Origin of the sequence: Dokdonia sp. MED134 (assembly GCF_000152925.2) — a bacterium.
In the GTDB taxonomy this organism is placed as follows: Bacteria; Bacteroidota; Bacteroidia; order Flavobacteriales; family Flavobacteriaceae; genus Dokdonia.
Genome location: NZ_CP009301.1, coordinates 1,335,927 through 1,360,196, shown reverse-complemented (window position 1 = coordinate 1,360,196; position 24,270 = coordinate 1,335,927). Strand labels below are relative to the sequence as shown.

Below are 24,270 nucleotides of genomic sequence, written 5' to 3'. Positions count from 1 at the left end.
AAAGTAAATTATGAGTCTTAAACGTTTAATTTTTGTTGCACTAGGTCTTTTAATGACTGTACCAGCGTTTGCACAAGGTAACATCCTTAATGCAAAAACGCCAGACGAGATGTTTGAAGTAACCGAAGAGCAAAAAGCAAAAGATAATGACAAACCATTACCATACGGTTACGTTGAAAAACGTGATGTACTGTGGGCAAAAAATACGTGGGAAGTTATTGATCTTGATGAGCGCGTTAACTTTCCTCTATATTACCCTATTGATACGGTAAATATGGGGTCAGATCGTCGTTCGCTTTTTGATGTTCTTGTAAAGAATATTAAAAATGGTAAGATAGACGCTATCTATAGAGATTCATATTTTACAGAAAAGATACAGTTAGAAGACCTTTCTGCGGCAATGGTAAAGATCGATACTTCAGATGAGGGGTATGATCAGTTTAATGCAGGAGAGCCTATTTCAGATTATAACATTGAGCGTACAGAGATTACATCTTATGACATTAACGCATATCACGTACGAGGGTACTGGTATATAGATAAGCGTCAAGGTGAGTTAAAGTACCGTCTGTTAGGTATTGCTCCAGTGTCTGGTGATGTAAACTTTTTAGATGATGCAAGTGCGGCAGATATCGAGCTTTTCTGGGTATGGTTCCCAGGGGCGAGAGAAGTGCTTCATAATGCAAAAGCTTTTAACCGTAAAAACACATCTTTACCTATTTCATTTGATCATCTTCTTAACAGTAGGCGCTTTAACGCCACAATTTATCAAGAAGATAATGTGCAAGGAGACCGCAAGGTTAAGGAGTACATAAGTGACAATGCAATGATGCAGTTACTTGAGTCTAATCGTATAAAAGAAAATATACGCAACATAGAGCAAGACCTTTGGAATTATTAAGGGAGTTCTATTAGAATATATAAAAGCCATCAGAACAATGTTTTGATGGCTTTTTTTATGTAATGAAGATAACATCACTATTTAAACCGGCTATTACCTTATTTTTGTTTTGTGAGTAAAGTAGATTATATAATAGTAGGTCTAGGTCTTGCTGGTATTGCTTTTTGTGAGCAATGTCTAGCCGCAGGTAAGACTTTTATGGTGTTTGATAAAGGCGTAGAAGGTGCCAGTAGGGTAGCTGCCGGTCTTTATAATCCTGTAATTTTAAAACGATACTCCCTCCCTTGGAAAGCTGTATCGCAGTTTGATCTAGCGATTCCGTATTTTAAAAAACTTGAGGAAAAGCTAGATACTCAGTTTATGTACTCTATGCCCGTGAGGAAGGTGTTTCACTCTATAGAAGATCAAAATAATTGGTTTGCTGCTAGTGATAAGCAGGGGCTCGAGCGTTTTGTAAAAACACCACTCGTAAAAAACGAAAATAAAGATATACAAGCACCTTATGATTATGGCGAAGTACTAGAGACAGGTCGGGTAGACATAAAGGCCTTACAGCACGCTTATGAAAATTATCTTGAGGGGATGTCCGCTTTCGCGAAAGCGGAATTCAACTACACACAGCTCACACTTACAGATGCCGGAGTACAGTATAAAGATTATGAAGCAAATCACATAGTCTTTGCCGAAGGATATGGTATCAAGCAGAACCCTTATTTTAACAGATTACCACTTGTAGGAAACAAAGGTGAGTACATCATCATAAAAGCTCCAAAATTAAAGCTGACTGCCGCTATCAAAACATCATTTTTTATTGTTCCCCTTGGTGAGGATTTGTACAAAGTAGGAGCAACTTATAACTGGACTGATAAGGACTGGGAGAGCACACAGATAGCCTGCGAGGAGTTAGAGTCTAAGTTTGCTGCTTTAGTAAATACACCATATGACGTGGTAGGTCAAGAGGCAGGTATACGCCCTACTACGGGAGATAGAAGGCCACTTTTAGGAGTGCATCCTGCATATAAACAGCTTGCTGTGCTCAATGGCTTAGGTACGCGCGGGATAATGGCAGGCCCTCTGCTGGCACAACATCTATTTGAGTTTATAGAAAAAAATATTCCACTTCCAGAGGAGGTCGATATAATGAGATTTCCAAAAAAGCTGGAGATTTAAGTAGTAAGGAATGTGGTTTAGTACGCTTTCGCGAAAGCGTACTCTTACTTACTTACTTACTTACTAGTTGATCTTTACTAGGGTCATATGTCATAAAAAAGTTAATCCATATGTTGCGTGCTAGTCGCATAATAACCGGCATAAAAACGACCATTGTGCCTACTATGGCGATAAATGTATTTACTAGCGTAGCTTCAAAAAAGAAATAGGTAATTACAAAAGCTGCTGTTGCAAAAGCAATCCCCACGGGATAACTCACATACATAGCACCATAAAAGAAAGAAGGTTCTATCTTATACTTTGTGTCGCAGTGAGAGCAGCGCTCGTGCATTTTGAGCGTCTCAGATAAGATATAAGGATTTGAGTTTTTGTACATAGACTCGTTTTGACACACAGGGCACTTTCCTGTAAGAATACTGTTGAGTTTACTGCCTTTTAGAATTCCCATAATCTCCTTAGTTTTTAACTACAAATTTAAGCATCTTTGCACGGTTAGTACATACCAAATAATAACTTTTACTTATTACTCTATGCTCAATATTCACAACCTTTCTGTCTCTTTTCAAGGCGAATATTTGTTTGAAGAAATCACCTTTAGACTTAATAGTGGTGATCGGGTAGGACTGGTAGGTAAAAATGGTGCTGGTAAGTCTACAATGCTACGTATCATTTCTGGCGAGCAGCAATATGATACGGGATCTATAGCTATAGAGAAGGAGATAAGCATAGGTTTCTTAAAGCAAGACATAGATTTTATAGAAGGACGTACCGTACTTGAGGAGTCTTATGAGGCTTTTAAAGAAATAAAAAAACTAGAGAGTCAACTTGCACATATTAATGAGCAACTAGCGACACGCACAGACTACGAGAGCGAGAGCTATAACCAGCTTATGATAGATATAAACGACGTACAACACCAGTATGAAGTGCACGGCGGGTATAGTTATAAAGGTGAGACAGAGCGCATATTACAAGGTCTAGGTTTTAAGCGTGAGGATTTTGATAAGCTTACAGACACCTTTTCTGGAGGGTGGCGTATGCGTATAGAGCTGGCTAAGCTTTTACTGCAAAATCACGATATATTACTGCTCGATGAGCCTACAAACCACTTAGATATAGAATCTATTATCTGGCTTGAGAGCTTCTTGCGTGGGTATACTGGTGCTGTGGTGATTGTATCTCACGATAAGATGTTTTTAGATAACGTGACTAACCGTACTATTGAGATTTCGCTAGGTCGCATTTATGATTACCCGAAGCCGTATACACAGTACCTTGTGCTTCGTTCGGAAATAAGAGAGCAGCAACTGGCTTCACAAAAAAACCAGCAGAAGCAAATTGAGCAGACAGAAAAGCTTATTGAGAAGTTTAGAGCAAAAGCTTCTAAGGCCACAATGGCCCAGTCGCTCATAAAAAAGTTAGATAAGATAGACCGCATTGAGGTAGATGAAGATGATAATAGTGTGATGACGCTTAAATTTCCTGTATCTGTAACGCCTGGTAAGGTTGTGGTAGAGGCTGAGGAGGTTGCAAAGAGCTATGGAGATAAAAACGTTTTACAGGGTATAGACTTGCTGGTAGAGCGTGATACTAAGACTGCCTTTGTAGGGCAAAATGGCCAAGGTAAATCTACGCTGGCAAAAATTATAGTAGGAGAGCTCGAGCACCAAGGGAAGGTTAAGCTAGGTCATAATGTACAGATAGGGTACTTTGCTCAAAACCAAGCAGAGTATCTTGACGGATCAAAAACTGTAGAAGACACGATGATAGATGCTGCAGATGAGAAAACAAGACCACGCGTGCGAGATATATTAGGCTCTTTTCTCTTTAGGGGAGAGGAGGTAGATAAGTATGTGCGTGTACTCTCTGGAGGTGAGCGCAACAGGCTAGCACTTGCTAAGCTTATGCTGCAACCCTTTAACGTGCTTGTGATGGATGAGCCTACAAACCACCTAGACATTAAGTCAAAAAATGTACTTAAAGATAGTCTCAAGCAGTTTGAAGGGACTCTTATAGTCGTATCTCACGACCGTGATTTTTTACAAGGTCTTACAGATAGAGTTTATGAGTTTAAAGATCATCGTATAAGAGAGTATCTGGGAGACATAGATTATTATCTAGAGCAGCGAGAAGTGGCAAACTTGAGAGAGGTAGAAAAGCGTGATGTTGTAAAAAAAGAAGCGCCTGTAAAGAGCACAAAAAAATCTTACGAAGATCAAAAAAAGCTCAAATCTCTTAATAATAGACTCAGTAAAGTAGAGTCTAATATTAATAAAATAGAACGCGAGATCAAGGAGCTAGACGTTGCTCTTGCGACTAATTATGATGAGACGGTTGCAGATCCAGCGTTTTTTGATAACTACAATGGCAAGAAAAAGAAGCTAGACGGCTTTATGGAAGACTGGGAGAAAATCACAGAAGAACTCGATGCGTTAAACTAGTATTTTTACGCTTTCGCGAAAGCGTAATACCATTCAATAATAATTAAGAAACCAGCTATACAAGCTGGTTTTTTTCTTTTAACATATGCAATAGGTTGTTTTGTAAGTAATACCGCACGTTCTTGCTTTTAATTTAAGACATCGTTAACAGCAGCGCTATGGCTTCATACTTAGATTTGCACTGCTGGTACTCAAGCCACCAAAACAACCAAAATAAACTAGATGCGTAAAATCATCCTCTCTCTATTAGGAGTCCTACTCATAATCGGAGCTTTTTTTGCTTCAGAAGCTATTGTAGCAAGTAATCAACGTACAAGGCCTAAGCCTAAAAAAGTAATTAAAACCGTTTTTGTAGAAGATGCTGTAAATGGGGTCGTACCTATTGAGATTTCGGCAAACGGTAATCTCGTTGCTCAAAGAAGGTTAGAAATATTTTCTGAAGTACAGGGCGTTCTTCAAAAAGGAAGTAAACTTTTTAAGCCAGGGCAAGAGTATAGAAAAGGACAAACATTACTTAGTCTTAATAGCTCTGAATATTATGCAACTGTACAATCTCAAAAAAGTGCATTGTATGATCAGATTACTTCTATAATGCCAGATTTACGTCTTGACTATCCAGAAGCCTACCCAAAATGGCAGGCTTATCTTAATAACTTTGACCTAAGCAAGGCAACTCCACCTTTACCAGAAGTCACATCAGAAAAAGAAGGCTATTTCATTTCGGGAAGAAATATACAAACGGCTTATTATAACGTAAAAAACTTAGAGCAACGTCTAGGTAAATACAGAATAACCGCTCCATTTACAGGAGTTCTTACAGAAGCTCTAGTTACAGAAGGAACGCTAGTACGATCTGGACAAAAGCTAGGCGAGTTTATAGATACAAGCTTATATGAACTAGAAGTTGCTATAAGTAAAAACTATGCAGATTTATTACAAGTAAATAATGAAGTAACACTGTCTACTATAGACGGTAAGCAAACGTATACTGGTAAGGTAACTCGAGTTAATGGTAATATAAATCAAGCCTCACAAACTATAAATGCCTACATAGAGGTAAAAGGAGAAGGTCTTAGAGAAGGTGTTTACTTAGAAGCATTGCTACAAGCAAAAGAAGAGCAGGATGCAATATCCCTACCAAGAGGATTATTACAGCCAAATAATGAACTTTTTATGGTGCGTGATTCTATTCTAGATGTGATAGAGGTAAACCCAGTTTATTTTTCTGATAAGGAAGTAGTTGTAAAGGGTATACCTGAAGGTACAAAGATAGTAAGCAAGCCAGTACCTGGGGCATATGCAGGTATGCTTGTAAAGATCTATTCAGAAAAGGAATCATCACAAGAAGAAGCAGAGTAAGATGCGTAAAGTCATTGAATATTTTATTAAGTATCACGTAGCTGTAAACGTTATCGTGTTAATGTTTGTGGTGTTTGGTATTTATGGTGCCTTGTCACTTAACTCTTCATTCTTTCCACTAGTAGATTCAAAAAATATTAATATAAGTGTTGCTTACCCAGGTGCATCTCCACAAGAGGTAGAAGAAGGTATTATACTTAAAATAGAAGATAATCTTAAAGGATTAGATGGTGTTGAGCGTGTGACATCTACTTCACGAGAAAATAGCGGAACTATAAATGTAGAGATAGAAAAAGGGAAGGATATTGATTTTATGCTTCTTGAAGTAAAGAACGCTGTAGATCGCGTACCATCATTTCCTTCTGGTATGGAGCCTCTAGTGGTAGCAAAAGTTGAGGCTATAAGGCAAACTATATCTTTTTCTATAAGCGGAGAAAACGTATCGCTTGAGACTTTAAAACAAATAGGGCGACAGGTAGAAAATGACCTGAGGGGTATAGATGGTATTTCTCAAATAGCAGTATCTGGATATCCTGAAGAAGAGATTGAGATAGCTGTAAATGAAAACAGTTTACTTGCTTACGATTTATCTTTTGCAGATGTATCTCAGGCGGTAAGCACATCTAATATTCTCACTACAGGCGGGTCTATAAAAACAGAAGCCGAAGAGTATCTTATACGTGCAAATAATAGAGCTTACTACGGGGATGAGTTGTCTAATGTAATAGTACGATCAGACGCAAGCGGGCAAACGATACGCCTTAAAGACGTGGCAGAGGTAAGAGATCGTTTTTCTGAAACACCTAATGCTAATTACTTTAATGGAAATCTTGCTGTAAATGTGACTATAACATCTACAAATACAGAAGATCTTATAGGCGCCGCAGAAAAGGCAAAAGTGTATATAGAAGACTTTAATGCAAAGTATAATAATGTACAGCTGGCTGTTGTAAGTGACTTATCTATAACGCTTGTACAACGTACTGCACTCCTTACAGAAAATGCCGTTGTAGGGATGCTCTTGGTGCTATTGTTTCTATCAGTGTTTTTAAATACACGACTGGCATTCTGGGTAGCTTTTGGACTTCCTGTAGCATTCTTAGGGATGTTTATGCTTGCAGGTTATTTTAACGTGACAATTAATGTATTATCATTATTTGGGATGATTATCGTGATAGGTATTCTGGTAGATGACGGTATTGTCATAGCAGAAAATATCTATCAACATTATGAACGTGGTAAAACCCCTATACAAGCTGCCGTAGACGGTACAATGGAAGTATTGCCTCCTATACTTTCGGCAATAACTACCACGATTCTGGCTTTTGGTATTTTCTTATTTTTAGATGGAAGAATAGGTGAATTTTTCGGAGAGGTTTCGGTTATAGTAATGCTTACGCTGCTTGTTTCTCTTGTAGAAGCCCTCATTATACTGCCAGCTCACCTTGCACATTCTAAGGCATTGCGAGCACAAAGCAATAAGCCTAAAAAGGGAATGGCAAAGCTATTCTCAAAACTGCGTTATATTAATGAGTTTGGAGATCGTATTATGGTCTGGTTACGTGATCGCGTGTATAGCCCAGTACTGAGATTTGCACTCGACTACAAGTTCTTGATGTTTTCATTTTTTATTGCATTTATTTTACTCACCTCTGGGAGTTTTAAGGCGGGTATTATACGTGGAGCTTTTTTTCCGCGTGTTGCAAGTGATAATGTGAGAATAAGTCTTGAGATGCCTAATGGTACAAATGCGGCTATCACAGACAGTATTATCTCTATGATAGAAGAAAAGGTTGTAGAGACAAATAAAGAGCTAACTGAAAAGTATAAAAATGAGATAGATGGACCTATGTTTGAGAATATTATCAAAAACATTGGGCCAGGAACATCTACAGCTTCTTTAAGTATAAATATGCTTCCGGGAGAAGAAAGACCTAACGAGGTTACTTCTATCATAGTAGGTAATATGATACAAGAGAAGGTAGGTCCTGTAATAGGTAAAGAAAGCCTTGTGTATGGAGGCGGAGGTAACTTTGGAGGAAGCCCAGTTGCAGTTTCTTTATTAGGAAATAATATAGCCGAACTTAAAGCAGCAAAGGCTGAGCTTAAGCAATCGCTAGAGACCAACCCTGTATTAAAAGATATAACAGATAATGACCCTGCGGGTATTAAAGAAATTAGATTAGAGCTCAACGAGTCTGCATACTCACTGGGGCTCAATTTACAAACTGTAATGGCGCAGGTACGAGCAGGATTCTTTGGAGCACAAGCGCAGCGCTTTCAGAGAGGTCAAGATGAGATAAGAGTATGGGTGCGTTATGATCGGGATAATAGATCATCTATATCTAATCTAGATGATATGCGTATCACTACGCCATCTGGAGCAAAGGTGCCTCTCAATGAGATAGCATCTTACACTATTGAGCGTGGTGATGTGGCAGTAAACCACCTTGAGGGTAGAAGGGAGATACAAATACTTGCAGATCTCAAAAACCCAAAAGAAGTAAGTGCCACAGATGTAATGACAGATTTGCGTACTAACGTGATGCCAGAAATACTGTCTAAGTATCCTACAGTAACACCATCATACGAAGGTCAAAACAGAGAGGCAGGTAAACTTACAGACTCACTTATACCTGTAGGCCTTACAGTGCTATTACTTATTTATATAGTGATTGCATTTACCTTTAGAAGTTATAGTCAGCCGTTGATGTTATTGCTTCTTATACCATTGAGTTTGCCAGCAGTAGCCTGGGGACACTGGATACACGATTTCCCGCTTAACATACTATCTATGCTTGGTATTATAGCCTTGATAGGGATTATGGTAAATGATGGCCTGGTGCTTATAGGTAAGTTTAATACTAACCTAAGAGAAGGTATGACTTTTGAGGATGCTATTTTTGACGCTGGTCGTTCTAGATTTAGAGCTATCTTTCTTACCTCAATCACAACTATTGCTGGTCTTGCACCGCTTATTTTTGAAGAGAGTAGACAAGCACAGTTCTTAATCCCAATGGCAATATCTATTGCATACGGGATAGGCTTTGCAACGGTACTTACGCTTGTAATGCTTCCTATCTTTTTATCATTTAGCAACTGGGTAAAGACCACTACAGATATGTTACAGAAGGGAAGAAAGACAGCTAGAGAAAATCAAGAGAGAGCCGTTAAGGAAATGGAAGAAGAGCACGAGAATGACAACCAAGAGCTTCAAGTTGCCTTTAAGCCTAAAACAGATATAGCGTAAAATGAATTTGTATAAAAATCATACACCGCGAGAAATTGTTGCCGTGCTCGAGCATAGTGACAAGCTTACTTATGAAGCAAAACTCAACTTGCTAGATACAATTAGAAAGCAATCTATAGATGTTTCTACAGAAAAGCTGGAAGAGCAAATTGCACAAAAAGAAGCGGCCATCGCAAATCTTGAAAACCTCGATGAACTAGGCTTTCATTATGAAGAAAACACAACCACAGGAGAGATTATAGTAAAGCGTACCTCCAAAGCAAAAATTATGGATATCATATCCATAGTACTAGGTGTGTTACTGTCACTTGTAGGGCTTATAGCTTTCTGGCTACTCGTTGCAATTTTTACAGGCGATAACGAGTTTGGACTTGATAAGTTGTTTACGTATGTGTTAATGATTACTGCTGGACTTGTAGGTTTTAAAATGCTATCAGGCATAGAGCGCTTTTTAGATTTTAATAGCTTTTTGCTTACTAAATCTGGAGATGAAGTAACTATAAAAAAAGGAGGACTACCTGGAGCTCAAACTTACCTTAGTAGCCAGCTCGGGATTGAAGAAGAAGAAGGAGAACTCGTTTTTCATATAGATGATATTGAGTTCATAAGAGCAAATCAAGACAACCTAGTGCAAAGACGTACACTAGAAACATTATTACTTAAAATGACTGCAAACAGATGATACAATCTTTTATAAAAAGTATAGTTGCTATGGTGTTGTTTTTCGCTTTCGCGAAAGCGTATGCACAAGACCTCCCAGCACAATTACTCACAAAAGAAGAGGCCGTGCAGATAATGCTTGAGAATAACTTTGGGATACTACTCGCAAATAATCAAGTCGCCATAGCCGAAAACAATAAAAGTATCTTAAATAGTGGCTACTTGCCATCTCTCACAGGTAATGCAGGTGTAAATTATAGTATAGATGATCAAGAGGCTACCTTTCAAGACGCAACGTCTAGAGCTGTAGATGGTGCAGAGACCACAAGATATAATGCTTCTATTAACCTTAACTATACCTTGTTTGATGGGTTAGGTAGGTACTATAATTATAAAACATTAAAAGAGCAGTATGGCTTATCACAGCTGCAAGCACGAGAGACCATAGAGAATGTAATGTTGCAGCTATTCTCTGTGTATTATGAAGTGGCTCGTATTGAAGAAAACTTAGCTGTTTTAGAAACCGCTTTAGATATTTCAAAAGCAAGAGAGGTACGTGCACAATATCAATTTGATTATGGACAAGTAAATAAGTTAGAGGTGCTCAATGCACAAGTAGATATTGTGACTGATAGTACAAACATTCTTACTACCAGACAGCAGTTACGTAACGCACAGCGAGATCTTAACGTGGTCCTCGCTAGAGAGCTGGAAGACTTAAAAAGTGCAGATACTACCGTTACTTTTATAAACCCGCTAGAAGTAGAGCGCTTTATAAGTGAGGGTATCACAAATAATGTATCTATTCTTCAAGCAGAGCAAAATATTACGATAAGTGATTATCAAATTAAACAAGCTAAATCTTTGCTTTTACCTACCATAGGTCTTACAGGTAGTTACGGCTGGACAGAGGGTAATTTTCCTGCTACAAATTTTCTTGCCTCAAGCACCTCTACAGGTTTTCAAACAAGTGCAACCCTGCAGTGGAATTTATTTGATGGCGGCAGCTCTATCATAGGAGTAAAGAATGCAAAAATCTTTTTAGAAAATCAAAAGTATACCCAAGAGCAACTAAGGCAGCAGGTACTGGGAGACATTGCAAATGCAAAGGGAGATTATCTCAATGCCCTTAAAATCTATGAGCTTCAAGAGCAAAATGTAAGTACAAGTCAGGCTAATTTTGATCGATCAGAAGAGCGATTTAAACTAGGGCAGGTGAGTAGTGTAGAGTTTAGACAAGCTCAACTTAACTTGCTCAACGCACAAACCACTAAGAACGCCGCAAAGTACACAGCAAAGCTGGCAGAGATAACACTGCTGCAGCTCACAGGGCAACTGCTTAATGTGAAGTTCTAGGTAAATTATGCTTTCGCGAAAGCGCAACAAAAGATTACATTATGTATGAGCATTTTTTTCAATGTCCGTATTGCTGGGAAGAGGTGTCTATGTTATTAGATCCATCTGTAAGTACTACTTATGTAGAAGATTGTGAGGTGTGTTGCAACCCTATAGAAGTACGCACTACTTTTGAGGAGCAAGAGCTTGTAGGTTTTGAGGCTCTTGATATTGAACAATAAGCCGTTTCTAGTATCTATTTTGAACATCTTAAGGTAGTATTTGAGATTTAAATACAGTATTACCTACTCTGAATTAAATATATTCTTGCAGATATGCCTGTCTATGTGATGGTTGCAAATAATTAAAAAAATATCCTACATTTTCCTTTTATATATGACAAAAACGGTTGTATATTTGCACTCCAATTAACGCAGTACTGATGGCCTAATCAAGAAACGTGTTACTGGAACATATATCGCGGGATAGAGCAGTAGGCAGCTCGTCGGGCTCATAACCCGAAGGTCACTGGTTCGAGTCCAGTTCCCGCTACTAAGTAAAAAGTCTCAATCACAAGTTGAGACTTTTTTTATGCAATAACATTGTTGTTCTTAAGGCGCAAGATAATTTTTGATATAGAAAAAATTATGAGAGCTTAAGAGTATCAAAAAAATAAAAACAAGTATTATGGAAATTAATCTTACCGAAATTATCGGTTATCTAGCCAGTTTATTTGTGCTGTTGTCATTTTTGTTTAAAGATATACGTACACTACGTATTGTAAACTCAGTGGGTTGTGCATTTTTTGTGGTGTATGGAGTATTGTTGTCAAGTATACCGGTAATTGTAACTAATGTTGCGATATTGCTAATAAATGCATACTATCTTTTTATAAAAAAGAATGTAAATTAAGGAGTTGAGTAGGAGTTTTCTCTCCTTTTTAAGTTGATTATCAATATTTTATACTTGTGTAGTGCAAGTATTTATGGGTAAATCTTGTATAATATGGTGAGTTACATTACATTCGCCAAAATTTGAAATACTGTATGAAATTAATGGAAGAAGCGGTGGCTTTTGAGAATGCTTCAATGAGCAATATGTCCACCAGTGATCGCGTTGCAGCTTCAAGAGAAGCAAAACGCCTCATTCTTGCACTGAATGAGATTTTTAAAGAGACTAAGGACTCTGAAATAATGGATGCAATGAAGCGTCTCACAGAAAAGAAAAAGAAGATCGAAAAACGCTTGAAGGGTAGACCAGATAGTATGTAAAATAAAAGAGGCCTCAGCTATGATGGTCTCTTTTTTATTTATATCATAGTCATATATATGCAGCCAGATAATTTTACAAATGAGTTTTTTGGGATAGGTATCCAGAATGGTAAAACACCAGAAAATCTGGGTGTCTTGTGGCGATCTGCTCAAAACCTAGGTGCTAGTTTCATTTTTACTATAGGTAATAGATATGCAAAGCAGGCTAGTGATACACATAATGCTGTAAGTGCGATGCCTTATTATCACTATGATAATTTTGATGACTTTTTTAACCACTTACCTAAAGGTGCTCGTATTGTAGGTGTAGAGCTAGATGAGCGTGCACAACCGCTAGAAACTTTTGAGCACCCTAGGCGCTGTGTTTATTTACTAGGTGCAGAAGATCACGGCCTTACACGTGAAGCTATAGATAGATCACACTTTCTTGTAAAATTCTCTTCTACCCTAAGCCTTAATGTGGCAGTAGCTGGGAGTATCGTGTTATATGATAGAGGGCTGGCAAAACCTAGATCGTAATTAGTACGCTTTCGCGAAAGCGTAATACCTCCCATAACCACACATCATTTACATAATTAATAACTCTTTATATCCATAAAGGCAAACGTACTATTTAAAGTATCTTTGCCTAAAAGAAACACTATGTCGCACAAAGCCGGATTTGTAAATATTATAGGAAACCCAAATGTGGGTAAAAGTACGCTTATGAATGCCTTTGTGGGTGAGCGACTCAGTATTATTACCTCAAAAGCACAAACTACACGTCACCGTATACTAGGTATTGTAAACGGAGAAGACTTTCAGATGATTTTGAGCGACACGCCAGGTATTATAAAGCCGGCATACGAGCTACAAGCATCTATGATGGATTTTGTAAAAAGCGCATTTGAAGATGCAGATGTGCTACTTTACATAGTAGAGCTAGGAGAAAAGGAGCTCAAAGACGAAGCGTTTTTTAATAAAATACGTGGCGCAAAAATCCCCGTTTTATTACTCATTAATAAAATAGACAAGGGTAACGAAGAGATGCTGGGCGAGGCGTTAAAGCTTTGGTCAGAAAAAGTGCCAAATGCTGAGGTGTTTGCGATCTCTGCACTTGAAAACTTTGGTGTGCCACAAGTGTTTAATAGAATTATAGAGTTATTGCCAGAGTCTCCAGCATTTTACCCAAAAGACCAACTTACAGATAAGCCTGAGCGCTTTTTTGTAAATGAGATCATACGTGAGAAAATCTTGATGCACTACAAGAAAGAAATCCCTTATGCAGTAGAGATAGATACAGAAGACTTTTTTGAAGAAGATGAGATTATACGTATGCGCTCTGTGATTATGGTAGAGCGTGATAGCCAGAAGGGTATCATTATAGGTCATAAAGGAACTGCACTTAAGCGAGTGGGAGTAGAGGCTCGTAAGGATTTAGAAAAATTCTTTGGTAAGCAGGTGCACCTTGAGCTCTATGTAAAAGTAAATAAGAACTGGAGAAGCAGCGAGCGCCAGCTCAAGCGTTTTGGGTATAACCAGAAGTAGTATAAGTACGCTTTCGCGAAAGCGTAAATCACCATCTTTTACAACATCTCCATACTAGATATTTTATCATCGTGAATAATAGAAAGCTTAAGAATAGCGAACTTAACAGAAAAACGGTTGCAGATTTTAAGGAGGCAGAAAAAACGCCACTTATTATCGTGCTAGATAATATAAGGAGTCTCAACAATGTAGGTTCGGTTTTTCGTACGGCAGATGCCTTCCTTGTTGAAAAAGTATATCTGTGTGGTATCACTGCTACGCCGCCGCATCGTGATATTCAAAAAACAGCACTAGGAGCAACAGATGCTGTAGCGTGGGAGTATGTAGAAGACTCAGTCGCGCTTTCTCAAAGATTAAAAGAACAAGGTGTGAAGCTTTGTGCTATAGAGCAAGCAGAAGATGCAGTAATGCTAGACAAGTTTACTCCTGTAAAAGGGGAGAGGTATGCTGTTGTTTTTGGTAATGAAGTAAAAGGGGTACAGCAAGAGATTGTATCTTTAAGTGATACGGTACTTGAGATTCCTCAGGTGGGTACTAAGCATTCTCTTAATATTTCTGTAAGTGCGGGAGTGGTTATATGGGACATCTTCAGTAAGTTAGGAGTTTCTTAATGGGTTGTTAAAGTGTTATTTAACAGTCACTTATGATTTTTACTCAATATTTTGTTTATCTTTAAAAGAAAAAAGATAAACATTATGTCAAAATTCACAATGCCCATACGTTTTGCCATCGCAATGGCAGGCGGGCTCATCGCATATTTTTTAGTACTCGCATTATTTAACCTTCATACCAATGTTATGTTCTCGCTCTTTAATGGCGTGATTGTAGGTTTTGGTATTTATGAGGTGATTAAGTACACAAAGATTAAGAACGGATCAGCTTTTAGCTACACAGACGGACTCACTAATGGAGTGGTATCAGGATTTATTGCTACAATATTATTTACGGGATTCTTTGCGTTATATGCAGGTAATATAAACCCAGATTTTCTAGACGGTCTTATAGGGCCTTGGGAGAAGACGTATAATACAAGTATAGGCTCCGTAATATTTACAGTCGCAATAGGAGGATTCTCTACCGCTATATGTTTATCATTATGTTTTATGCAGCTTTTTAAACCTAGCTGGAATACGGAGGGAACAAAGAAGGTATTACGAGAGAGAGGACCGGTTATTAGATAGACTTCATTTTGAAAAAATAAATTAAAAAACCGCCAGATGGCGGTTTTCTTAGTTTTAATTAAAGGCAAAAAAAACACAGCTAGCGATTGTAAATCACAAGATAAATAGTATATTTGCACCCGCTTAAACTGAGAGGTTTAGGCTTTTATTAGTGTAATAACAATATTTAATTAATCGCTATGTACGCAATTGTAGAGATAGCAGGGCAGCAATTTAAAGTTGCAAAAGACCAAAAAGTCTTTGTTAACCGCCTATCTACTGAAGAAGGAAAAAAAGTCGATTTCGACAAAGTACTTTTAGTAGGAGACGGGTCTAACATCACTTTAGGCGCCCCAGCTATAGACGGAGCTCTAGTAGGAGCTAAAGTCTTAAGACACCTTAAAGGTGACAAAGTAATCGTTTTCAAAAAGAAGAGACGTAAAGGATACCGTGTTAAAAACGGACACCGCCAGTCACTTACTGAAATCGTAATTGAAAGTATCGCTACTTCTGGAGCTAAGAAAGCTGCTCCAAAAAAAGAAGCAAAAGCTGAACCTAAAGCTGCTGCTCCTGCAAAGGAAGCTGCACCAAAGGCAGAAGCAAAAAAGGCTGCTCCTAAAAAAGCTGCCAAAGCTGACGATCTTAAAAAAGTGGAAGGTATCGGACCAAAAATCGCATCAACTCTTGTTGAGGCTGGTATTGATACATTTGCAAAACTTGCAAAAACTGACGCTGCTAAGATTTCTGAAATCATCGCAGGTGTACGTGGAAACCACGTAACAGACACTTGGCCAGCACAAGCACAAATGGCTGCAGATGGTAAGTGGGATGAGCTTAAAAAATGGCAAGACGAATTAGACGGTGGTAAAGCATAATTGCAATACCATCAAGTATAACTTATAAAACCGAAACAAGATGGCTCACAAAAAAGGAGTTGGTAGTTCTAAAAACGGTCGTGAATCAGAATCGAAACGCTTAGGTGTTAAGATCTTTGGAGGACAGGCTGCAATCGCAGGGAACATCATCGTACGTCAAAGAGGTAACACGCATCACCCAGGTGAAAACGTGTACGGAGGAAAAGATCACACACTTCACGCAAAAGTGGATGGTGTTGTAAAATTCCAAAAGAAAAGAGACAATAAATCTTACGTTTCTGTAGTGCCTTTTGAGGCATAAGCAACTAAGATAATTGCTATCTCATTATATAAAACCCTTACCGCAATGCGGTGAGGGTTTTTGTGGTTATACATACTTGATTGAGCTTTAAGTGTTTGGTATGTTGTTTGATGCAAGACACAAAACACTCCTTATGAGAATATTACTAGCGTTTTGTTGTGCCTTTTTATTGCAATCTTGCTTTCCTGTAGCAGTGGCGCCTAACCTGAGGGAGGGTAAGGTTAAAAAAGCAAAGAAGTTTAATAGAAAACTACCTAATAGATATGCATATCTATTTACAGACCCTAAGGATGCAAATGAGTTTTATGCGTATGTAAATACTAAATATGATCTCAATCATAACTATGTAGAAGATAATGTGCGCGTACTCATAAGTAACCAAGCCTACTATGTCTCATTTTATGAAGTGGGAAAGAAGACGCAAACGGTCAATTTATTGAGACCACTAGCAAATAAGTTGCTTGAAGAAAATGGAGCACCGCCCGTCTTTAATGATGACCCTTTTAGGGATTATGGTGATACCTGGTATATCGCATTACTTATAACAGATGAAGATTTTAACGACGCCTTGCATCCAGATTATAAACATTATAAGGACATAAGACAATTTGCAGCTTCTCTACATAGAGAGTACTATAGTATGAGTAACTATAAGCAAGCCACATTTACAGTGGAGCATAACTAGCTTAGTTTACCTTGATTTTATCTGCACCTAGATAGCCATCATTTTTATTGTAATACCAAGCTCGGTCTTTAGGCATTTTTATACCTCCTATAGTGGCAAGATCAGTAAGCAGTATGTACTCACCTGTAGTCTCATCATCACCCTTAAAAAATTGATATACCTCCATTGCATAAGTCTCTGGGTCAAAATAAAACTGCCACACATCTGTGCCTACATTTTTATCATAGCGCACACGTGCTACTAGATATTCTTTTCCTTTGAAGATGTGCTTTTTAACATCCTTCTCGATAATAGTTCCCTTATCTGTTAGCTTCATAGGTAAACCATAGAGGTATGAGTAGTAATTTCTAAACATTACAGTGCGTTCACAATCCTCATCTGCAGTGGTGCTTGTTACGACCTCTCCAGCTTCGTTTGTGTATTTGCAAGCAGTGCCTAGAAGTTCTCTAAAGCTGGTTTTACCATCTTGTGTTGTAGTTAGATTAAAGTACTCTCTAGGTAAATCTAGTGTAATTACACTTTTGCGATCTGGTTTATCTGGCATATCAAGTACGAGTGTAAATTCTCCAGTAAAGGTCTTCCAGTTGCTATTTGGGTCGTGATAGGCTATAGATTTTGCCACGAGCTCTGGTCCAGATAATTGTTGTGAGTACGCTTTCGCGAAAGCGCCACAAAATAAAATAGCAATAAGCGTATAGTTTTTCATTGTGAAAGTTTGAGCTATGAAGATACACATTGATTTTTGATAACCATAACTAACTTTAGTATGGTCTTAACAGCAGTACAAAATGATAAATTGTATCTTAAATATATGGAAGAAAAAGTAGATGTAGCGCTTGAAGATGGAATGCTCAATCTAGAAAACAAGCAGATCCCAAAAGAGATTTATGATGAGGCAATTATTGCCTTAGAGCACTATCCTGAATTGTGGGATGCAGATATTACTTTTCAATTTAAGGACAATATAAGAAAGTCTACTATGCAGGCACAGCCTAGATGGGCTAGCTTTTTTAAAGCTAGAAAAAACAGGTCTTACATTATTTTAATCTCAAGAAAGATACAAATAGATCAAGAAGAGCTTAACTTTTCTGAAGTGCCCAGCGATGTGGTAATAGGGTGGCTAGGTCACGAGCTGGGTCACGTGATGGATTATAGGGAGCGCTCTGCCTTTGGGATGTTGGTTTTTGGTGCTAAATATTTATACTCTGGTGCACATATAAAAGAAGTAGAGCGCACTGCAGATGTATATGCAATTACCCACGGTATGGGGTCATACATTTTAAAAACAAAGAATTTTATACTAGATCACGCTCATATTTCTGAGAAGTATAAGCAACGTTTGCGTAGTTTATATATGTCGCCAGAAGAGGTGATGCACCTGCTTGAGAATGATTAAGCTATAGCTGGGGTTTATTGTTTATTTATAAAAGCTTCAAAATCTGCAAACTTTTCTTCTCCCATTACTTTCTCCATCTTTACCTGGCCACCTTTTTTCTTATTTGCGCCACTCCACTCGTGAAAGACATTTGGGTCTATAGTAGTCACCTTTACACCTTTTAGGGATTTGCCTCTGGCTACACCGTAGTTTTTATTGGCATTTTTAAGAGATTCATCAAGAGCTTGGGCTAGATCTTTCTCACTGGTAGTGGCTGTTGTTCCTAAATACCAACAGTGGTAAAATTCACCATCTATTTTTTTTGCACTCAGTGTAAACTCCGGTATTTTAATGTCAAACTTTTCTTCTAGATCTCTTAGAGCATCTTCCATTTTATTTACAGAAAGTTGTGAGCCTACCACGTTAAGGAAGAATTTTGTTCGTCCGGTGATTTTAATTTCGGCTCTCTCCACATCTGTAAATGCTATGGTGTCGCCTATGAGATATCTCCACGCACCAGAGACAGTACTTATGATAAGTACATAGTCTACTCCTGTCTCTACTTCGTTAAGTGTAAGAGCAGGTGCATCTTGTGAGAGCGAGCCATCTTCATTAATATATTCAGGTTTAAATGGTACAAACTCAAAATAAACGCCGGCATCTGTGCTAAGCTTCATAGATGCTGTTTCTGGTCTGCTCTGGTACGCCATAAAACCTTCTGAAGCTAGGTAGGTGTCTATAATGGTAATGTCTCGTCCTAGTAGCTGTCTAAAACTTTTTTCATAGGGTTGAAAAGCTACACCACCACTAGTAAAGACCTGCAGGTTAGGCCAGATGTCGTGTATGTTATCTACATTATGGTATGCTATTACTTCTTTGAGCATAAGCTCCATCCAAGATGGGATGCCGCTTAAGGCTCCTATATCCCAAGACTTTGCATTTTCTGCGATGGTTTTAACACGCTCATCCCAGTTGTCTATTTTTGCTATTTCTTCTCCAGGTTTATAAAAACCTTTAAACCAGAAGGGGATATTGCTAGCTGTGATACCGCTTATTTCTCCCTCAAGAAACTCGTCATTTTCGACGAGGTCTGTAGAGCTTCCTAGCGCCATAACTTCTTTGTCAAAAAAGTCTGTAGGTAAGTCATAATGTGCCAGCGCAGATACTTGTGCGATACTAGTCGTTCTTATAGCTGCTACCATATCTTCGGTTACAGGTATGCGTTTACTTGTTTTACCTGTAGTCCCACTTGATAATGCAAAATAATGTGGCTTACCAGGCCAGGTGATATTTTCTAGGCCTTCCTTGATGCGTTTCCACCACATATCATTCATTTGATTGTAGTCGTGGTAGGGTATTGCTTTTCTGTAAGCCTCGCCCACATTATCTTCTTCTAGAATTTTTGAAAACCCGTAATAGATGCCAAAAGATGTATCCTTTGCTGTGTCGAGCATTGTGCGCAACACGTTCTCTTGCTCTTCAACTGGGTTTGAGCTGGTGGTGAGCGAGTCTTTAAGATCAATTGCACCTTTTATGATAGAACCTAGAATAGCCATATGAGTTGGTTTTTTTACAAATATGTTAAATAAACCCGCTTAACTTATTGTCTTTAACCCAATCTTAAGGAACAATTGTGAAAAATATAGGAGCTTTAGTGTAGGGGTAATTACGCTTTCGCGAAAGCGTAAAAAAAACCATCTCACACTTATATCTTACTTGAGGTATAAGCAGTTGTATTGATAATCTATAATGCCCTTGCCTGCGTTTAAAACATCTGCACCCAGAATACCGTGTACAGGCGCTGCATTGTGAGCGATTAGTGCAGTGTTTACGTGTGACATATCAAAGAGAACGATATCAAGTTTTTTATACTGCCACTTCTGGATTTTTAGAGAATTATTGCGAGAGAGTTTAGTCTCCATACCGGTTGCTCCCGCGCCTGCGGCTAGCACCTCACTATCTTCTTGTAATAAGCCAAAAAGATCTGCGTGGCTAAAATCTATACAAGAACTAGACGCGCCAGTATCTAGTATAAAAGACCCTTCTACACCATTAATTTTTGCCTTCATCTCGAGGTGATTTGTTACGGTAGGAAACAGCCGTGAGCGGCAATAACCTTTTGATAATAAAAACTGGCGTAGTGAGGGCATATGGTATGTGATTTCTATCAAAAATAATACAATCGTTTGTACACCGCGTGGCAACTAAATGATTTTTGAAAAAAGAGGCAAAATCATTTTACTTCCTTCTCGTGGCAAAGTATTTTTGTCATCTATGACTTTTACAGATACACATACCCATTTATACAGTGAGTCTTTTGACGAAGATCAAGCAGAAATGATACAGCGCGCCATAGATGCTGGCGTGACTCGTTTTTTTATACCAGCAATAGACTCGGCATATACAGAGCGTATGTATGCGCTAGAAAAGGCACATCCAGATGCCGTGTACCTTATGATGGGATTACATCCCACTCACGTAAAAGAAAACTATAAAGAAGAACTTGCTCACATAGAAGCACAGTTTGCAACACGTGACTTTTATGCGGTAGGGGAGATAGGGATTGATTTGTACTGGGATAAGTCTACTCTAGCGATACAACAAGATGCATTTACTAGACAGATCCAACTAGCAAAAAAATATAAGAAACCCATAGTGATACACTGTCGTGAGGCTTTTGACGAGGTTTTTGAAATATTAGAAAGTGAGAAGGGTGATGATCTTTTTGGGATTTTTCATTGTTTTACGGGTACAAAAGAACAAGCCGAAAAAGCGATAAGCTACAATATGAAGTTGGGTATAGGAGGCGTGGCGACCTTTAAAAATGGTAAGATAGATCAGTTTCTTGCAGAAATACCGCTGGAGCACATAGTGCTAGAGACAGACGCTCCTTACTTAAGTCCCGTACCATATCGCGGTAAGAGAAATGAGAGTAGCTACTTAGTGCTCGTGGCAGAAAAGCTAGCGACTATTTATCAAAAACCGCTAGACGAGATTGCTGCTATTACCAGTAAAAATGCAGATAACATTTTTTTTACAAAGCACGCATAGTATCTTATTGTAAATAGGTAACTCAGGCATAAAATATTTTGTTCTTTTGTGGGGACCAATCCAAACTAAATTGAACAGATACGATCACATACGCCCATACCACGACCAGGAGGTTAATGAGGCACTTTTAAGAGCAGCCAGACACCCTATGTTTAGAGTGTTATTACAATTTACATTTCCAGATTTCTCGCAAGAGCAAATTCTAGAAGTGCTTAAAACGTGTCACTCTATTGCAGATTTTCAAGAGAAGGTGATTTATAAGTCTGTGAGTAACCTGCTTGACAAAAGCTCAGAAGGGTTTACTCAAAGTGGTTTTAGTGCGCTTTCGCGAAAGCGGTCTTATCTCTATTTATCAAATCATCGTGACATCGTACTAGATACGTCGTTGCTCAATATGACACTCATAGACCATAATCTTATCACCACAGCATCTGCTATAGGTGATAATCTGGTGCAAAAAGATTTCTTAATGGAGTTGTCTAAACTTAATAGAAACTTTTTGGTCTTAAGAGATCAGTCGCCTAGGGAGTTACTTATGAGTTCTAAGCTGCTTTCTAGTTATATTAAATTTTTACTACAGTCTAATAGATCTGTATGGGTAGCGCAGCGAGAGGGAAGAACAAAAGATGGTCTTGATAAAACGCAGCAGGGTGTTCTTAAAATGATTACTATGGCTCGCGGTAAGACGCCACTTATGGCTTACCTACGAGAGTTGAGCGTCATAGGTGTGGCGATATCTTATGAGTATGATCCTACAGATATATTAAAAGTGCCAGAAATTGTTGCCAAAAGAGAGAACCTGCCTTATATAAAAACAGCAAATGAAGATTTTAATAGCATACTTAAAGGAGCGCTAGGTAATAAACGTAACATTCATATCGCCGCATCACCGTTACCAGAAAAGGTATATGATGATATTGAAGATAAGTATGATAGTGACAATGAGAAGTTACAAGCCTTTGCTAGTGAGTTAGATAAAGTAATATGGAAGAATTATAAGCTCTGGCCTACAAACTACATCGCTTATGATCTCTATCATAAAATAGATAAGTATAAGGACAAATATGATACTAAGGAACTTCGTCATTTTGAGCGTAGACTCGAAGTACGTGTTGATTTGTCTAAGCAAATGGAAGTAGACAGCTTCTTATTAATGTATGCAAACCCCGTGTTGCAAGCCGAAAAGTTATGAGTAAAGCAAAAATCCTTTTAATATACACTGGTGGTACCATAGGTATGATTAAAGACTATGAGACGGGAGCGCTCAAAGCCTTTGATTTTGATGAGCTACTAGATAAAATACCAGAGCTACGGTTGCTGGATTGTGAGATAAGCACAGCCTCTTTTGAGACCGTAATAGACTCGTCTAATATGAATCCTGCATACTGGAATCAATTATGTGATTTTATAGAGCAAGGTTATGATGCATATGATGGCTTTGTAGTCTTGCACGGCAGTGACACGATGAGTTATAGCGCATCTGCAGTGAGTTTTATGCTAGAGAATTTAAGTAAACCCGTTGTATTTACAGGTTCGCAGTTGCCTATAGGTGACTTACGCACAGATGCAAAAGAGAATCTTATAACAGCCGTACAGGTAGCTGCCTTAAGAAAAAGGAATAGGCCACTCATAACCGAAGTATGTTTGTATTTTGAGTATAAGCTTTACAGGGCAAACCGTACATCAAAAATAAGTGCAGAAAATTTTGAGGCCTTCACTTCGCCTAACCACCCAGAGCTTTTAACCTCAGGTGTGCATCTCACAATTAATGAAGACGCTCTCTGGAAACCTAATAAAAAGCAACTCAAGGTTCATAAAAAGCTAGTTACAGAAGTCTTACTACTTAAGATATATCCAGGTATCTCGCAGTGCCTTGTAGAAGCAATGCTCAATGTACCTTGCGTGCGAGGTGTGGTGTTAGAAACTTTTGGAGCTGGTAATACTACTACAGAGCAGTGGTTTATAGATGCACTTAAGGCAACTATAAAGAGGGGAGTGCCTGTAGTAAATGTGACACAATGTATCTCAGGCAGTGTTCATATGGGTAATTATGAAACCAGCGTAGCCCTTAAAAAAATGGGGGTTATTAATGGAGGCGATATCACCTCTGAAGCCGCAATAGCAAAAATGATGTACCTCTTAGGACAAAATTTAGGGCCAAAAGTTTTTAAAACAGTTTTTGAAACATCACTGCGTGGGGAGATGTCATAATTATAAACTAAACCTTGAGTGCTCGGAGGTTTTTTTGTTAATTCGCACTCCTTAATATATAGCGATTGTTTTTAGTACGCTTTCGCGAAAATTAATAATAGAAAGGTGGCCGAGTGGCTTAAGGCGCACGCTTGGAAAGCGTGTATACGGAAACGTATCGAGGGTTCGAATCCCTTCCTTTCTGCGAAAACCTCTTGAATCCCATTGTTTATAGGGATTCTTGATTTGAGGGGCATAAAAAAAATTAACTTGCAACTCAAAAAAGACTAGCTTGATTAAATTGGTCGTTAAAGGCACTTACATTTTCCTAAGTTTTAAATTACTTTGTTAGAGGTGGGCTGTCTAACGATTATAGTGCAATTGCATTACCTTAATATGTAGCAATGTTGTATTTGTCTCATAACATATTAAAATACGCTGGGTTGAAGTCTTTGGTGTTGAATCTTAGCTCTATAATATTTTAACAGAATTGTCTAACAGGGTTTCTTTGTTTTGGAGTGGGGTAGGAGCTAGGTTGATTAGTTATCACCATTAACATATTACTAAACTGTTAATTAATAAAGCAATACAACTGGCGTTTGTTAAAATGTTGATTGCTTCTAGTAAAAAAATAGCTTGCTATGCTAATATTCCCCTTTTACTTTGCTATACTTGCTGATTCTACGAGTAATATACTTGGGTTATTACTTGTACTAAGC

Annotated in this window: 25 protein-coding genes and 2 tRNA genes; 23 read left to right on the top strand and 4 right to left on the bottom strand. The window is 38.3% G+C overall.

What is annotated here, in order from left to right; all coding sequences use genetic code 11:
• Positions 1-10 precede the first annotated feature (10 nt).
• Positions 11-901, top strand: a complete 891-nt coding sequence (gene gldN / locus MED134_RS06085) for a gliding motility protein GldN (protein ID WP_021778249.1) — start codon at positions 11-13, stop codon at positions 899-901.
• A 111-nt stretch (positions 902-1,012) separates the two neighbouring features.
• Positions 1,013-2,071 carry an NAD(P)/FAD-dependent oxidoreductase gene (locus tag MED134_RS06080; RefSeq protein WP_021778250.1) on the top strand — a complete coding sequence of 353 codons (1,059 nt, stop codon included), beginning with the start codon at positions 1,013-1,015 and terminating at the stop codon, positions 2,069-2,071.
• Between the two features lie 52 nt (positions 2,072-2,123).
• Here MED134_RS06080 and MED134_RS06075 read toward each other — a convergent pair whose 3' ends face one another.
• On the bottom strand, positions 2,124-2,519 hold the full coding sequence (locus MED134_RS06075) for a DUF983 domain-containing protein (protein WP_021778251.1): 396 nt from the start codon (positions 2,517-2,519) through the stop codon (positions 2,124-2,126).
• A gap of 82 nt (positions 2,520-2,601) precedes the next feature.
• On the opposite strand from MED134_RS06075, the gene MED134_RS06070 reads away from it, so the two are divergent.
• The 16 genes from MED134_RS06070 (at position 2,602) to MED134_RS05995 (ending at position 16,935) form a co-directional block, all read left to right on the top strand.
• A complete protein-coding gene (locus tag MED134_RS06070) occupies positions 2,602-4,512 on the top strand; it encodes an ABC-F family ATP-binding cassette domain-containing protein (protein ID WP_021778252.1) in 1,911 nt (636 codons plus the stop codon).
• A gap of 222 nt (positions 4,513-4,734) precedes the next feature.
• Positions 4,735-5,871, top strand: coding sequence for an efflux RND transporter periplasmic adaptor subunit (locus tag MED134_RS06065; RefSeq protein WP_021778253.1), 1,137 nt, complete (start codon positions 4,735-4,737; stop codon positions 5,869-5,871).
• A gap of 1 nt (position 5,872) precedes the next feature.
• A complete protein-coding gene (locus MED134_RS06060) occupies positions 5,873-9,121 on the top strand; it encodes an efflux RND transporter permease subunit (RefSeq protein WP_021778254.1) in 3,249 nt (1,082 codons plus the stop codon).
• Position 9,122: 1 nt separating this feature from the next.
• Positions 9,123-9,803: a hypothetical protein gene (locus MED134_RS06055; RefSeq protein ID WP_021778255.1), complete on the top strand. Its 681-nt coding sequence runs from the start codon at positions 9,123-9,125 to the stop codon at positions 9,801-9,803.
• Positions 9,800-11,137 (top strand): TolC family protein, encoded by a 1,338-nt coding sequence (locus tag MED134_RS06050; RefSeq protein ID WP_021778256.1) that lies wholly within the window; start codon positions 9,800-9,802, stop codon positions 11,135-11,137. Before MED134_RS06055 ends, MED134_RS06050 begins: the two co-directional genes overlap by 4 nt.
• A gap of 41 nt (positions 11,138-11,178) precedes the next feature.
• Positions 11,179-11,358 carry a CPXCG motif-containing cysteine-rich protein gene (locus tag MED134_RS06045; RefSeq protein ID WP_038597300.1) on the top strand — a complete coding sequence of 60 codons (180 nt, stop codon included), beginning with the start codon at positions 11,179-11,181 and terminating at the stop codon, positions 11,356-11,358.
• A gap of 237 nt (positions 11,359-11,595) precedes the next feature.
• Positions 11,596-11,668, top strand: a tRNA-Met gene (locus tag MED134_RS06040).
• A 135-nt stretch (positions 11,669-11,803) separates the two neighbouring features.
• Positions 11,804-12,028 (top strand): hypothetical protein, encoded by a 225-nt coding sequence (locus MED134_RS06035; RefSeq protein WP_021778257.1) that lies wholly within the window; start codon positions 11,804-11,806, stop codon positions 12,026-12,028.
• Positions 12,029-12,162: 134 nt separating this feature from the next.
• Positions 12,163-12,387: a hypothetical protein gene (locus tag MED134_RS06030; protein ID WP_013751231.1), complete on the top strand. Its 225-nt coding sequence runs from the start codon at positions 12,163-12,165 to the stop codon at positions 12,385-12,387.
• Between the two features lie 57 nt (positions 12,388-12,444).
• Positions 12,445-12,906 carry an RNA methyltransferase gene (locus MED134_RS06025; RefSeq protein WP_021778258.1) on the top strand — a complete coding sequence of 154 codons (462 nt, stop codon included), beginning with the start codon at positions 12,445-12,447 and terminating at the stop codon, positions 12,904-12,906.
• A 123-nt stretch (positions 12,907-13,029) separates the two neighbouring features.
• Complete coding sequence (gene era, locus MED134_RS06020; protein ID WP_021778259.1) at positions 13,030-13,914, top strand: GTPase Era; 885 nt, start codon at positions 13,030-13,032, stop codon at positions 13,912-13,914.
• Between the two features lie 71 nt (positions 13,915-13,985).
• On the top strand, positions 13,986-14,525 hold the full coding sequence (locus tag MED134_RS06015) for an RNA methyltransferase (protein WP_021778260.1): 540 nt from the start codon (positions 13,986-13,988) through the stop codon (positions 14,523-14,525).
• Between the two features lie 84 nt (positions 14,526-14,609).
• Positions 14,610-15,095 carry a DUF4199 domain-containing protein gene (locus MED134_RS06010; RefSeq protein ID WP_021778261.1) on the top strand — a complete coding sequence of 162 codons (486 nt, stop codon included), beginning with the start codon at positions 14,610-14,612 and terminating at the stop codon, positions 15,093-15,095.
• 179 nt (positions 15,096-15,274) lie between these two features.
• Positions 15,275-15,949, top strand: a complete 675-nt coding sequence (gene rplU, locus MED134_RS06005; protein ID WP_021778262.1) for a 50S ribosomal protein L21 — start codon at positions 15,275-15,277, stop codon at positions 15,947-15,949.
• A gap of 40 nt (positions 15,950-15,989) precedes the next feature.
• The gene (gene rpmA / locus MED134_RS06000; RefSeq protein WP_021778263.1) at positions 15,990-16,250 is read left to right on the top strand and encodes a 50S ribosomal protein L27; all 261 of its coding nucleotides are present in this window, start codon (positions 15,990-15,992) and stop codon (positions 16,248-16,250) included.
• A 133-nt stretch (positions 16,251-16,383) separates the two neighbouring features.
• Positions 16,384-16,935, top strand: coding sequence for a hypothetical protein (locus MED134_RS05995; protein ID WP_038597294.1), 552 nt, complete (start codon positions 16,384-16,386; stop codon positions 16,933-16,935).
• 1 nt (position 16,936) lies between these two features.
• Here the strand turns inward: MED134_RS05995 and MED134_RS05990 are convergent, their stop codons facing one another.
• Entirely contained in the window at positions 16,937-17,641 is a 705-nt protein-coding gene (locus tag MED134_RS05990; protein ID WP_038597291.1) for a DUF6503 family protein, read from the bottom strand.
• 60 nt (positions 17,642-17,701) lie between these two features.
• Here MED134_RS05990 and MED134_RS05985 point away from each other — a divergent pair, with 60 nt between their 5' ends.
• The gene (locus MED134_RS05985; RefSeq protein WP_021778266.1) at positions 17,702-18,331 is read left to right on the top strand and encodes a hypothetical protein; all 630 of its coding nucleotides are present in this window, start codon (positions 17,702-17,704) and stop codon (positions 18,329-18,331) included.
• 14 nt (positions 18,332-18,345) lie between these two features.
• Here the strand turns inward: MED134_RS05985 and MED134_RS05980 are convergent, their stop codons facing one another.
• Positions 18,346-19,866, bottom strand: coding sequence for a GH3 auxin-responsive promoter family protein (locus MED134_RS05980; RefSeq protein ID WP_021778267.1), 1,521 nt, complete (start codon positions 19,864-19,866; stop codon positions 18,346-18,348).
• A gap of 156 nt (positions 19,867-20,022) precedes the next feature.
• Positions 20,023-20,460 (bottom strand): retropepsin-like aspartic protease, encoded by a 438-nt coding sequence (locus MED134_RS05975; RefSeq protein WP_021778268.1) that lies wholly within the window; start codon positions 20,458-20,460, stop codon positions 20,023-20,025.
• 124 nt (positions 20,461-20,584) lie between these two features.
• Between MED134_RS05975 and MED134_RS05970 the strand changes: the two genes are divergently transcribed.
• From MED134_RS05970 to MED134_RS05955, 4 genes are all read left to right on the top strand, one after another.
• Positions 20,585-21,361: a TatD family hydrolase gene (locus tag MED134_RS05970; protein ID WP_038600968.1), complete on the top strand. Its 777-nt coding sequence runs from the start codon at positions 20,585-20,587 to the stop codon at positions 21,359-21,361.
• A 70-nt stretch (positions 21,362-21,431) separates the two neighbouring features.
• Complete coding sequence (locus tag MED134_RS05965; protein ID WP_038597288.1) at positions 21,432-22,553, top strand: hypothetical protein; 1,122 nt, start codon at positions 21,432-21,434, stop codon at positions 22,551-22,553.
• On the top strand, positions 22,550-23,572 hold the full coding sequence (locus MED134_RS05960; protein ID WP_021778271.1) for an asparaginase: 1,023 nt from the start codon (positions 22,550-22,552) through the stop codon (positions 23,570-23,572). The genes MED134_RS05965 and MED134_RS05960 overlap by 4 nt, the downstream gene beginning before the upstream one ends.
• A gap of 99 nt (positions 23,573-23,671) precedes the next feature.
• Positions 23,672-23,756, top strand: a tRNA-Ser gene (locus MED134_RS05955).
• Positions 23,757-24,270: the final 514 nt, after the last annotated feature.

Coding starts and splice junctions, on each gene's coding strand:
- MED134_RS06065 (WP_021778253.1), top strand. CDS start 4,735: ATGCGTAAAATCATCCTCTCTCTATTAGGAGTCCTACTCATAATCGGA.
- MED134_RS05980 (WP_021778267.1), bottom strand. CDS start 19,866: ATGGCTATTCTAGGTTCTATCATAAAAGGTGCAATTGATCTTAAAGAC.
- MED134_RS05970 (WP_038600968.1), top strand. CDS start 20,585: ATGACTTTTACAGATACACATACCCATTTATACAGTGAGTCTTTTGAC.
- rplU (WP_021778262.1), top strand. CDS start 15,275: ATGTACGCAATTGTAGAGATAGCAGGGCAGCAATTTAAAGTTGCAAAA.
- MED134_RS06070 (WP_021778252.1), top strand. CDS start 2,602: ATGCTCAATATTCACAACCTTTCTGTCTCTTTTCAAGGCGAATATTTG.
- MED134_RS05975 (WP_021778268.1), bottom strand. CDS start 20,460: ATGCCCTCACTACGCCAGTTTTTATTATCAAAAGGTTATTGCCGCTCA.
- MED134_RS05990 (WP_038597291.1), bottom strand. CDS start 17,641: ATGAAAAACTATACGCTTATTGCTATTTTATTTTGTGGCGCTTTCGCG.
- MED134_RS05995 (WP_038597294.1), top strand. CDS start 16,384: ATGAGAATATTACTAGCGTTTTGTTGTGCCTTTTTATTGCAATCTTGC.
- era (WP_021778259.1), top strand. CDS start 13,030: ATGTCGCACAAAGCCGGATTTGTAAATATTATAGGAAACCCAAATGTG.
- MED134_RS06050 (WP_021778256.1), top strand. CDS start 9,800: ATGATACAATCTTTTATAAAAAGTATAGTTGCTATGGTGTTGTTTTTC.
- MED134_RS06075 (WP_021778251.1), bottom strand. CDS start 2,519: ATGGGAATTCTAAAAGGCAGTAAACTCAACAGTATTCTTACAGGAAAG.
- MED134_RS06025 (WP_021778258.1), top strand. CDS start 12,445: ATGCAGCCAGATAATTTTACAAATGAGTTTTTTGGGATAGGTATCCAG.
- MED134_RS06010 (WP_021778261.1), top strand. CDS start 14,610: ATGTCAAAATTCACAATGCCCATACGTTTTGCCATCGCAATGGCAGGC.
- MED134_RS05960 (WP_021778271.1), top strand. CDS start 22,550: ATGAGTAAAGCAAAAATCCTTTTAATATACACTGGTGGTACCATAGGT.
- MED134_RS06030 (WP_013751231.1), top strand. CDS start 12,163: ATGAAATTAATGGAAGAAGCGGTGGCTTTTGAGAATGCTTCAATGAGC.
- MED134_RS06055 (WP_021778255.1), top strand. CDS start 9,123: ATGAATTTGTATAAAAATCATACACCGCGAGAAATTGTTGCCGTGCTC.
- rpmA (WP_021778263.1), top strand. CDS start 15,990: ATGGCTCACAAAAAAGGAGTTGGTAGTTCTAAAAACGGTCGTGAATCA.
- gldN (WP_021778249.1), top strand. CDS start 11: ATGAGTCTTAAACGTTTAATTTTTGTTGCACTAGGTCTTTTAATGACT.
- MED134_RS06060 (WP_021778254.1), top strand. CDS start 5,873: ATGCGTAAAGTCATTGAATATTTTATTAAGTATCACGTAGCTGTAAAC.
- MED134_RS06045 (WP_038597300.1), top strand. CDS start 11,179: ATGTATGAGCATTTTTTTCAATGTCCGTATTGCTGGGAAGAGGTGTCT.
- MED134_RS06035 (WP_021778257.1), top strand. CDS start 11,804: ATGGAAATTAATCTTACCGAAATTATCGGTTATCTAGCCAGTTTATTT.
- MED134_RS05985 (WP_021778266.1), top strand. CDS start 17,702: ATGGTCTTAACAGCAGTACAAAATGATAAATTGTATCTTAAATATATG.